This is a genomic window from Chitinophaga sp. (assembly GCF_036569185.1).
Taxonomy (GTDB): domain Bacteria; phylum Bacteroidota; class Bacteroidia; order Chitinophagales; family Chitinophagaceae; genus Chitinophaga.
The window spans coordinates 1-10,435 of sequence record NZ_DATCRD010000032.1 but is presented as its reverse complement, the minus strand read 5'-3'; the positions used below and the strand labels follow the sequence as shown (position 1 = coordinate 10,435).

The following is a 10,435-nucleotide window of genomic DNA, read 5'->3' as shown; positions in this document are numbered from 1 at the left end:
ACCAGCATTTACGAGGACTACAACGGGTTTATGTGGTTCGGTACTTATGATGGTATATGCTATTTACGAAGATCATGATGGCCGCAAATGGATCGGTAAATCACTTTTTCTGTCAGCTCAAAAACACTTAATGCCGTCATCTAATTGGTGGTAAGGGTTTAGGGAATACTATGCTATCATTATTGTAATCACTACTACTATTAGCGGCTGTTTTGTTATTCGGGATTAGCGTTATTAATTACGCCAAGCATTTTTGTCAATTGTTGTTTTCTTTTGTTTTGATAATCTTCATCATAGCGATTAATAAGAACAGGTAATAATTGTCTGTTAATTGCAGTAATGGTCAAAGCTTTTAAATTATTGTCTATTTTGCCTTCTAAAGCAAATTGTGCAAAGCCTGTTCCTATAATTGCGTTGTCTTGACCCAATAAAGAACTGCCACCCATTTCCTGCGAGGATGAAATGACGGCTTGCCGCAATAACGTTTCGTCAATATTATGGAATGACGAATCAGCCGAGTTTTTCATTGCGTTTTTTAACTGTTCCATTTGTTGCTGAATACTTGCCTCATCAATATTTGCACTTGAAACAATATATTCCTTGATTTTTGTAGTGTCCATTTCGTTCCAGTCAAAATATGGATATTGCCAACGTTCAATCAATTCCTTCAAATAGATAATTGGACTAAGTGATTTATTTGTAAGCCTCCATTCTCTGAATCCATACGCTGCATCGGAACCGTCATCACTTCCGAATGGTGCTGTTTCTTCAATGGGACTCCAATAAAAATCTTCGGGCATTAAGGCTTGTGCATGCGGGTGTGCGGTTTTTAGAGAGAATTCGAATTTGTCCATAATTTTTGTGGTGTCAAAGTTGAATTGATTATTGTCACGAACCTGGCTTGACTGTCTGGTAGTGCAACTGAATAAGGTAAAAATTATAAAGTAGGTTAAGGGTATAGGGTATTTCATAAAAAATAGCGCTAATAGTAAAGGATTACCCCTGCCACCAGTAAAAGAAGTCTTTTATCGGTGTCCGGTATTTAGTTCTTTTATTTCAAAATAACATTGCTCACAAATAACTTTTATGTTTGCAAACGCCATTGAATTGTCATTCCATTCCCCTTCTTTTTGCCTCACGTTTTCGCACTCGTTACACCAGGCCTGGAAGTCATCCTTATCTGAAAGCTCCATATCCTCAAAAGTTTCAAAGGCTTCTTGAAACCCCACTTTAGTCACCGGGTTGAGGTGCCTGCAAACAAATGCCCTTCTGCGATATTCGTGAGCACTACACTCAACATACTTGTCTTTGATGTTTTGTGCGGTCTCGTTGTCAACAAATTCAGTAATGACTAGGAAGATTTGTAGTTGTCCGTCGCTAACAGGTCTATAAGTCCCAATTCCATTTGTAAGTTTAGCTGCAATTGCGGTAAACTCCCAGGCTTCATACTCGTCACTTTGAAAATAGCCATTGGTCAGTTTGGCGAAATTTGACTTTTGGCCAAATTCTTTAATAAGCTTAGTCCTTTCCTTTACGTTGTCAAGCGTGTGGTTGTTGTCCCATGACCATTTCCAGGTGTTCGATTTTTCTGAAAAGCTTCCTGCTTCGAAGTATTTAAAGTTTAACTCTTTGTCTCCGGTTGAAAAGGTTAACAATCCTGTAGTTTGGCTATAAAACCAGTTCTCGTACCAATTCAAGTTGTATTCCTTTTGAAATTTGTTTTGCAAAATTTTCAGATCTTCAATACATTTTTCTGCAAAACTGTTGTAGTCTAAAGTGTCCAAAGCAGGTCTGGTTGTGTCATTAAAAAAAATCCGTCCAATGGTTTGGATATTGCGGAAATAGGGCAATAAAATTGCCGTCAGTTCAAATATAGCATAAAAACTGAAGGATATTCGTCTGCCGCATATTGCCCGATGGTATCAGGATGGATCGATGGTAGCACCCTTTTCCAAAAAAACATCAGCCTGCCCCAACACGCAACAATAATTTAACCGCCGGTTAATGTCTGGATCATACTTTGTACGTTCTTTTGAAAAACTCCGTACAAATGAGATCCTGGCTCTGGGTAATTGTTCTGCTCCCTTGCCTGGCTGCTACTGCTCAGCCGGAAAAGAAAAGGAATATTTTTATAATCACTACAGATGGCTTCCGCTGGCAGGAAGTATTTAACGGCGCCGATGCCAGGCTGCTGTCTGATCCGGACCTGGTGAAAGATACCGCGATCATGCGGCAGCTATACTGGGACGATTCAGCCGCCATCCGCCGGCAGAAATTAATGCCTTTTTTCTGGAATGTGATCGCAAAGCAGGGCTGCCTGTACGGCAACCGGCAATGGAATAACAAGGTGAACGTGCGGAACTTCTATAAGATCTCTTACCCCGGCTACAGCGAAATGCTGACCGGTTTTGCAGAAAGCCGCTTTGTGGCAAATGCGCCCATCGCCAACAGGAATACCAACGTGCTGGAATTCCTCAACCAGCAAAAGGATTACCAGGGTAAAGTAGTAGCCTTCAGCTCCTGGAACATCTTGCCCTATATCCTGAACGAACACCCGGGCGGCTTCTCCGTTAATGCCGGCTATGAGCCGCTGGAAGGGGAGGGCGACACCGCAGCAGCCGTAAACAGTGTGCAGGAATATATTACCGGTAAGGGGCGCACCCGCTACGATATGTTAACCTGGTTAAGTATGCAGCAGTATGTGGAACAGCACCACCCCAAAGTGGTGTTCCTGGGCCTCGGTGAAACAGATGAATGTGCCCACCGGGGACGTTATGACCTGTACCTGCAAAAAGCCGCTGATGTAGATCGTATGATCGGCGCGCTGTGGTATTATGTGCAAACCGATCCTTTTTATAAAGACAATACCACCTTTATTATCACTACCGACCATGGGAGAGGGAAGCACCCCGGCACCTGGCAAACGCATGGCTTCTGGGCTAAGGGTTCCGGTGAAATGTGGCTGGCGGTTATAGGTCCGGATATTGATCCCGCAGGGGAAATAAAGGAAGCGCAGCAGGTGTGGCAGCAGCAAATTGCAGCCACTATTTCAATATTGTTAGGAGAGCAGTTTGAGGCGGAGCATGCGGTGGCAAAACCTATGCAATTGAAATTAGGTGTGCGGAATGACAGCCTGTTATATCAAGGTTATCAGGCTAATCAAACCGCTGCGCAATAAGTTTAGCTTATACATACATCTCTGCCACAATAACCAGCAATATCCCATCAACGGATATAACATTATCTTACCTTGGAACAGTTTTACAGCACCTTGTCGGCCTTTGTTTCTTCTTCAAACGTGCTGTAACTTTCATGTGCTTTCGCATTGGGAACGCCAGCCGCTACGTTATTCAGGTGTTCTCTCCCGAGTGATACCAGGCCCGGGATCCCCAATTTATTATTTATATTGTTGATCATGTAATGTTCGCGTATGGGACTCATTGGGTCAATGCCGGTTTGTATGGCGTTCTTCACGCTTCCGGGAACATCAAATTGTTCACTTGCTTCGCTGTCATGCGTTTGAAGTATTTCCATCAGGTAAGTGGTTATCTGACTTAAGTATGTCACTGCGGTTTGCAGCTTCTCATGGTTCAGATAGTAATATGCATCGTCTGCATCTGCCTGGTCCTCAATATCGTTCAGCGCATCATTTACGCTTTTTTTAATCTCTTCATTGTATAGGTAGCTGTATTTCTCGGCAGTATCCATGCCCTTAGTTTTGAGATAGTTTTTCAGGTTTTGATTAATCTCTATAAGAAAGAATATTGGTCCCTTTGCCTGCTTAGCGCTGGTGGTTAATGAGTCAATGGCCTTACGATATAAAGACGCAATCTGATCGGTAGCGGTGAGGGGGGCTTCTTTCGTAGGGAGGGGGCGTCTTACGCTTTTTGCGGCATTTTCAATTTTTCCTGTGGCGGTTGTAAGTTCCTGCAAGCGCCTTGTAGCGTTGATGGCCGAAGTCAGGTCTTTGGCGATCGTATCTTCCAGTGGAAGTGTATTATGATAAACCGAACTTTCATCTTTCCGGATATCATCTGCTGCCACATCTGCCATATGCTCGTTTGCACTAAACCCTTCCAGCATACAATTCGCTCCCCAGCCCCAGTTCTGTATGGCTTCCTTGAAACGGGATTGAGTATGAATTTCTCCAATAAGATGTTTGAAGGGAGGCAGCATCGGGATATCACCAAATGTCCCTTTACGCACATTTTTCAGGTCCTCCTCATTTTTTATAAGATAGATCCCCTCTGCTAAAATGGCCTTTTCCGCTCTGGGATCGTCACCCTGAGCAGGGGATGTGACGTTGGTAGTGGGAGTTTTAATAACCAGTTGAACTGTTTTGGATGCAGGCACTGCACCCACCTCTGGAGGCTGAAAGGGAAAGCCGGACTGCTTTGGCGGATATGCTGCTTTCATCTTCCGGAACGACACAACAGCAGGCAAGGCGGTGCCGGCTGAATGAGGATTATGGGCCGCAGAAACATTGAGGGGATCAATACCGGCGCCTTTGGTATGGCTTTGAGGCATATCAGTAGGATAAGTGGTTAATAGTTTAGCAATTAATAAGTTACAACAAATAGTCGAACTGCCAAAATATCGCAGAACCACCGGTAATGGTTACATGTTAATCAGACGATGAGCACCCCGTGGATCAGATTATGTATATTCTCTTTAATATTATTTATATATATTACGAGAAAATATATATAAAACATGCGCCTCTTCAAAGAAGTTTACCGCGATGAGCATTCAACTACTACAACAGAAACATTCTATAATGCTAAGGATCAGACAACCGCGATCCTGGAAACTGCAAAAAGCGCCTCAGGTGAAAATGGCTTTCTAAGTGTTTATGAATATTCAGGAGAGAACTGCCGGGTAGTTAAATACAGCAATGAAACTAAAAGCTACGCTGCTTTTAAGGCCCAGGGGCATGCCATACTGGGAAAAAGTAACTGGCATTCCGTTGAGGAAGCATCTGCTATCCGCGAACTAAAGTTTGAAAAAGGCTTGCTGATCTCGGAGCATCATCACAATATCCACTATGGAACAAAAAACTCTTTGAGCTGCACCTACCAAAATGGTTTAAAGGTTTCTGAAACAAGAATCACTGAAGAGGGAACTATCCTGAGAACCGATTTCACCTATCAGAACGGAACATTGATGGCAAAGCTCAGTTTCACTAACAACCAGTTCACAGATCAAACCATTTATGTATACGGAAATAACCAGTTGCTAATAGAAGAGCAGAAATTTTGCAGGCATAACGACACGCAATATCTATCCTCACAAAAGAATTTCTTCTATAATGCCAAAAAGCAGGTTGAGAAAACCGAGTACTATGGCAGGTATGATTCAAAAATGCAGCTGTACAAAGTAGAGGAAGAGATCCGCCAGGGAAATGTGCTCACGAAAAAGAGTGCGCTTATAGCAAACGTAGAGATGGCGATCGGCTACTATGATATGGCCGCGCTGCACGATATGCTGAAAAAGGAAAATATGGAATGGGCGATTTCAATATTTGATAAAAAGTATTTTGAGACCGCCAGGTTTGAGGTCAGTAGCCGGACCATTGAAAATTATGATGACAAAGGGAATGTGATCGGGATCAAATACCTGCATCCCGATACCGGGGAAACGCATGGGAAGGTAGTTTTCCGCAATGAGTATAATGAGAAATCACTTTTAGAATTTACAATTTGTTATAGGATAACGGAGGAGGGTAAAATGGAGGAGAGCTATATTAAGAAGTTTTATTACCGTGATTAAGTTTAAGGCAGCATAATAAAAGTTACGCGGCCCTGCATAAACAGACGGCCGGAGAGGATAAAGGTTAAGCAGCGCACTAAACATCAGCATTCAGAATAGTCGGAAGAGAAAGTACCGTTCACCGCATATAATTTATCGATCCGGATCTCCGTTTGGTCGTCCAGCCTGATCCACTGCCTGCCATCGCGGTCAAAGATGCTTTCAATCATACCATTCGCGCGGGTAACGCCATTATCATCATACAGTATAGCTGCTTTCTTTTGCTGCTGAAAAAGTTCTGCTACCAGCGGGTAAAAGCTGCCGCCGGTTGGGATGGTTTCTCTTGTATCCATAATGGTAAATTTATATCCAAATGTACTGATTGTCTGCATTATTTACAGGCCAAGGTTAGCCCTGCATAACACTCACTATAGTTCCAAAACAGCTGCACATCTAACAGCTTGCGCTAAGCCGGAATTTTAGTGCCGGAAAGCTTCTTTGATTGTTTGGAAGCCAGGTCAAATTTTTCACGGTACTGCATAGGCGACATGCCCTCTTTACTTTTAAAGAAACGGCTAAAAGTCTGGATGTCGTCATACCCCAGCTCATAGGCAATTTCCTTGATGGACCGGTTGGAATAGTTGATCTGGCGCCTGGCATGGATCAGGATGCGGTCATGAATGATATTTAGCGGACTGCGTTTTGAGAAAACAGAAAAGAGATTGGAAAGTGTTTTTGGAGATTTATTGAGCTTGGATGCATAAAAGGCTACTTCATGCTCCCGGGTAAAATGTCTTTCCACCAGCCAGTAGAATTCCCTCACAATATCGCCCTGCCTTTTCTCCAGCTTATGGAAATCGGTGGTCCGTGTCAATATCCTTACAGAGAGAATGAGCATGCGTTTGAGGATTGCCTGCAGCATATCCTGTTGCAGCAGCTCATTCTTTTTCATCTCTGAGCAGAACATTTCCCAGGTCAATTCAAAATCCCGGGTATCATTCTCCTCCAAAGTTATTAAGGGTACACCGGAAGATCCAAAGAAGAGCAACCCTTTACTGCCAACCTCATTGTCGTGGTTCACAATACAATAAAAAGGCTGGTTGAAGCGGATCATCCTTGCGGATTCCAGTGCTATATGATCAATTTTGTGAAACTCGGTCAGGAAAATGATCTGGTTCTTTTTAAGTATATATGGGATCTTATCAATGGTAATATCCATTTGTTCCCCCACATTCCAGATAGCGGTCATATCCGTTGCTTTCACATCGGAGATCATCCCGGTGTTGCTGCTGTTAAGTTCCTGTACAGTTAGCCGCTCCTTGGTATTATTTACAAAAACCATAGGCTTTTTCTGTAAAGATAGCAGCTTATGGCTAACCGGGAAAGATAAGATCAATCTATTTGGAGCGGGGTAGCCACACCCGGTTCCAGGATCTGCAGCCGGTCTTTGATGCCAAGCACGCCAAAAGCCTCCAGTAAGCTGTTGTTGTTCTCTGTGTAATGTGACCAGCCTTCGGAATGCAAAGGGATCAGGGTGGCGTTTGGGAATGCATGAGCGGTATCTATTACATCATTATTGCCCATGGTTAAATTGAACGGCCCGCGCGGACGTGCAGCGCCCGCAAATACAAATATGTACCGTGGATCAATGCGCTCTCCAAGCTTTTCGATCTCGTTGTAATACACCGTATCGCCGGTTACATAAAGATCAAACACCTGGCTTCCGCTAACAGCAATATGAAAGCCAATCACCTCGCCTGTTATTTTGGTACTGCCCGCGGGACCATGGCGGGCCGGGGTAGCCGTGATCTTTATCCGGTCGCCGTTTGGCGCCACATATGTACGATGTTCCCGGGGTACAAGGCCTGTACTGTTTACACCGGTCTCCTTCAACCTTTCTGCCCCTGGTTTTGTGGTGATGGTAAGCTTTGCTTCCTTCAAAAATGCCCTTCCGGCGCCGTCCAGGTTATCAAAATGCTGGTCATGGCTCAAAAGAACAATGTCGATAGGTTTTTCGGGAAAAGCTGCAGGACCTTCAAATTTCTCCTGGGTGCTTCTTTCGTTAAGTACAAACTTGGTACCTGCGGGGTCAAGTGTCGGGTCTGTCATTAATCTTAATCCACCTATTTCAATAATTACGGTGGGGCCGCCCAGGTAGGTTGCCTGGAACGGTGCTGTATTGTTTGACATAATTTATTTGAATTAATGTTATGCTGAAGCCGGGTTAACTAATTTTAGATGGACTGGATCTGCCTGATCATCTGGTTAGTGAAGCCCCATTCATTGTCGTACCAGGCCATTACCTTCACCAGGTCTCCATCAACTACCCGGGTCATTTCCAGGTCAACGGTTGCGGCAAATGCGCTGCCGATAATATCAGTAGATACCAGCGGCTCGTCGGTTACAGCAAGCACTTTTTCATACCTGGAGGTCTTTGATTCCTCGATCAGGATGCTGTTGATCTCTTCCACTGAGGTAGCCCTTTCGGCAATGAAGGTGATGTCGGATATAGAGCCAACGGGTACGGGCACCCTTACTGCGATCCCGTCAAATTTTCCCGCATATTGAGGTAAGGCTTTTGTAGTGGCTATAGCAGCGCCGGTTGCAGCGGGGGCCAGGTTTATGCCTGCTGCCCTGCCCATGCGCGGCTCCCGTTTGGAGGGTGCATCAATAAGGGTTTGGGAGGCCGTATAGCCATGGGTGGTATTCAGGATGGCTTTTTTGATGCCAAGCCTGCGGCCCAATATCTCAATTACGGGACTAATGTTGTTGGTGGTACAGCTTGCGCAGGAGAAAACCGATACCTTGCCGTCTTCGGTGTTTACTCCATGCACTACGGTTGGGGTATCCTTGGTAGGACCGGAGATCACCACAAACTTTGCCCCTGCTGCCAGGTGTTTTTCAGCAGCGGCCATGTTGGTGAAGATGCCGGTGCTTTCAATTACTACGTCGGCCTGCACGGCTGCCCAGGGCAGGCTTTCGATATCTTTTATGCTGGTGTATTTTACGGGTTTCCCATCTACCAGAATGCTATCGCCTTCCACCCGCACTTCTTTCTGGTATTTACCGTAATTGCTGTCATATTTAAGGAGGTAAGCGGCGTTTTCGATGCTCATCAGGTCATTCACGGCCACTACCTGGAGGTCCTGCGTTTCTAAGATGATCTTTAATGCTGCCCGTCCTATACGTCCAAATCCGTTAATTGCTATTTTTTTCATGATTATAAAATTTAAGTCTTCGTTACTTTAATTTATCAGGGTTCAAAATTGTCAGGTCATTTTTTCTCAGTCAAACCATCCGGCTTATGCTGCTGCCCTTCCAGCTGCTTTCGCAGGTCGGTAAGCTGCTGCTCCAGCTGCCGGATATATTCATCCTTCGGTTCCAGGATGGTTTCTATTTCAGCGGCGGTATACCTGGGTGTGATGTGCTGGGAGCAGTTCCAGTCATACGCTTTAATGTGGAATAACATGATCCGCTCCGGCCTGAACTTATAGTCTTCGGGCTTCAGCTGATCAAAAAGAACCGGGTTTTCATTGATCTCCACAATTTCCGCTTCGGCATATATCTTTAATCTCGCCCGCAAAGGGTAGGATAGGAGGATCAGCGACACCTTCGCATTTTTGCTGATGTTACCCACTGAAATGTACTGGCGGTTACCGCTGAAATCAACAATACCAATGGTTGCCTCGTCAATCACTTTAATGAAGCCCCTGGGGCCCCCACGGTGCTGGATATACGGAAAGCCATTTTCCCCGAAGGAGGCCAGGTAAAAGCTGTCCATCTGGCTGATGAATTCCTTTTCTATCGGCGTCAGTCCGTCCACATAACTCCTATTTTCTACCCGCTGATAAGTATCCCGGCTGCCCAGTTTTTTCTGGATCTTTTTAATGACATCGGTAAAGGCGAGCTTTGAGTAGTTCATGGCAATAGGATTGATTTCACAGCACAAAGTTGCAGCAGAAACAATTGCCGGTGTTAGGCAGTAATTCCCTGAGTGTTAACAATTCTTCCTTATTCTCCGGAACAGCAGATCAGGGCCCCGTTAATAGTAATGCCCCCAAAAAGCTGGAAACTTTCTGAGGGCATTATATGCACATGATGCCTTTAACTCCCGCGAAGCATTGGCTTCAGGGGCCGGGCTTTTTACCCGTTATGTTTTTTAATTTCCATTTTTCAGGGTAAACTGGTAGCTGTCTTTTGCAGCCGGTATACCGCCGCCGGTGCTGATCTTCTTAGTAAGGGTAACCGGAGTGGTAACCGTTACATGAAATTTCCCTTTGCTGTCTTTTGTTACTTCCGCGGTGCCGCCGGATACGCTGTCATACAGTACAGCGCCGGTGTTTACTGCAGTGCCGATAGTACAGTCAATGTTGATGATCTTTGAAGTTGGGTTGGTTACCATGGATTCGGTAGTGCCCAGCGTGTACGTACCTTCTCCCAGGTTGCTGTAAAAGGTAATGGTAACAGCGCTGCCGGAAAATGCACCATAGTTGCCGCCATCGCCTGATGTGCTGACAACAATGGCTGTAATCGTTTTACCGTCAGAGGTCTGGGAGGATTGTGAGGAACCGCCTTTTACGTAAGCGTAATCCCCCAGTTTCCAGGAGGCTGCGTCGTCATTTGCCGGAGTTGGGTTATCGCCTTTGCCGCCGCAGGAAACCAGTATAGTGGCCAGGATAAGCGCTGA

The 10,435-nt window shown here is 45.0% G+C and carries 12 protein-coding genes; 3 read left to right on the top strand and 9 right to left on the bottom strand.

Annotated elements, in window-relative coordinates; all coding sequences use genetic code 11:
* Positions 1 to 78, top strand: a 78-nt coding sequence (locus VIM72_RS32360; protein ID WP_414648918.1) for a two-component regulator propeller domain-containing protein, incomplete at its 5' end; no start/stop codon positions are given.
* Positions 79 to 215: 137 nt separating this feature from the next.
* Here VIM72_RS32360 and VIM72_RS02545 read toward each other — a convergent pair.
* Together VIM72_RS02545 and VIM72_RS02540 are read right to left on the bottom strand one after the other, a co-directional pair.
* The gene (locus VIM72_RS02545) at positions 216 to 854 is read right to left on the bottom strand and encodes a hypothetical protein (RefSeq protein ID WP_332001303.1); all 639 of its coding nucleotides are present in this window, start codon (positions 852 to 854) and stop codon (positions 216 to 218) included.
* A gap of 171 nt (positions 855 to 1,025) precedes the next feature.
* On the bottom strand, positions 1,026 to 1,784 hold the full coding sequence (locus tag VIM72_RS02540; RefSeq protein WP_332001302.1) for a DUF6882 domain-containing protein: 759 nt from the start codon (positions 1,782 to 1,784) through the stop codon (positions 1,026 to 1,028).
* Between the two features lie 266 nt (positions 1,785 to 2,050).
* Between VIM72_RS02540 and VIM72_RS02535 the strand changes: the two genes are divergently transcribed.
* The gene (locus VIM72_RS02535; RefSeq protein ID WP_332001301.1) at positions 2,051 to 3,178 is read left to right on the top strand and encodes an alkaline phosphatase family protein; all 1,128 of its coding nucleotides are present in this window, start codon (positions 2,051 to 2,053) and stop codon (positions 3,176 to 3,178) included.
* Positions 3,179 to 3,261: 83 nt separating this feature from the next.
* On the opposite strand, the gene VIM72_RS02530 is transcribed toward VIM72_RS02535, so the two are convergent.
* Complete coding sequence (locus VIM72_RS02530; RefSeq protein WP_332001300.1) at positions 3,262 to 4,527, bottom strand: hypothetical protein; 1,266 nt, start codon at positions 4,525 to 4,527, stop codon at positions 3,262 to 3,264.
* 186 nt (positions 4,528 to 4,713) lie between these two features.
* Here VIM72_RS02530 and VIM72_RS02525 point away from each other — a divergent pair, with 186 nt between their 5' ends.
* Positions 4,714 to 5,769, top strand: coding sequence for a hypothetical protein (locus VIM72_RS02525; protein ID WP_332001299.1), 1,056 nt, complete (start codon positions 4,714 to 4,716; stop codon positions 5,767 to 5,769).
* Between the two features lie 83 nt (positions 5,770 to 5,852).
* On the opposite strand, the gene VIM72_RS02520 is transcribed toward VIM72_RS02525, so the two are convergent.
* The 6 genes from VIM72_RS02520 to VIM72_RS02495 form a co-directional block, all read right to left on the bottom strand.
* Positions 5,853 to 6,101, bottom strand: a complete 249-nt coding sequence (locus tag VIM72_RS02520; protein ID WP_089915165.1) for a hypothetical protein — start codon at positions 6,099 to 6,101, stop codon at positions 5,853 to 5,855.
* 113 nt (positions 6,102 to 6,214) lie between these two features.
* Entirely contained in the window at positions 6,215 to 7,090 is an 876-nt protein-coding gene (locus VIM72_RS02515) for an AraC family transcriptional regulator (RefSeq protein WP_332001298.1), read from the bottom strand.
* 50 nt (positions 7,091 to 7,140) lie between these two features.
* On the bottom strand, positions 7,141 to 7,938 hold the full coding sequence (locus VIM72_RS02510) for an MBL fold metallo-hydrolase (protein ID WP_332001297.1): 798 nt from the start codon (positions 7,936 to 7,938) through the stop codon (positions 7,141 to 7,143).
* A 44-nt stretch (positions 7,939 to 7,982) separates the two neighbouring features.
* The gene (locus tag VIM72_RS02505) at positions 7,983 to 8,966 is read right to left on the bottom strand and encodes a type I glyceraldehyde-3-phosphate dehydrogenase (protein WP_332001296.1); all 984 of its coding nucleotides are present in this window, start codon (positions 8,964 to 8,966) and stop codon (positions 7,983 to 7,985) included.
* Between the two features lie 56 nt (positions 8,967 to 9,022).
* Positions 9,023 to 9,670: a pyridoxamine 5'-phosphate oxidase family protein gene (locus tag VIM72_RS02500; RefSeq protein WP_332001295.1), complete on the bottom strand. Its 648-nt coding sequence runs from the start codon at positions 9,668 to 9,670 to the stop codon at positions 9,023 to 9,025.
* A gap of 237 nt (positions 9,671 to 9,907) precedes the next feature.
* Positions 9,908 to 10,435, bottom strand: a 528-nt coding sequence (locus VIM72_RS02495; RefSeq protein WP_332001294.1) for a hypothetical protein, incomplete at its 5' end; no start/stop codon positions are given.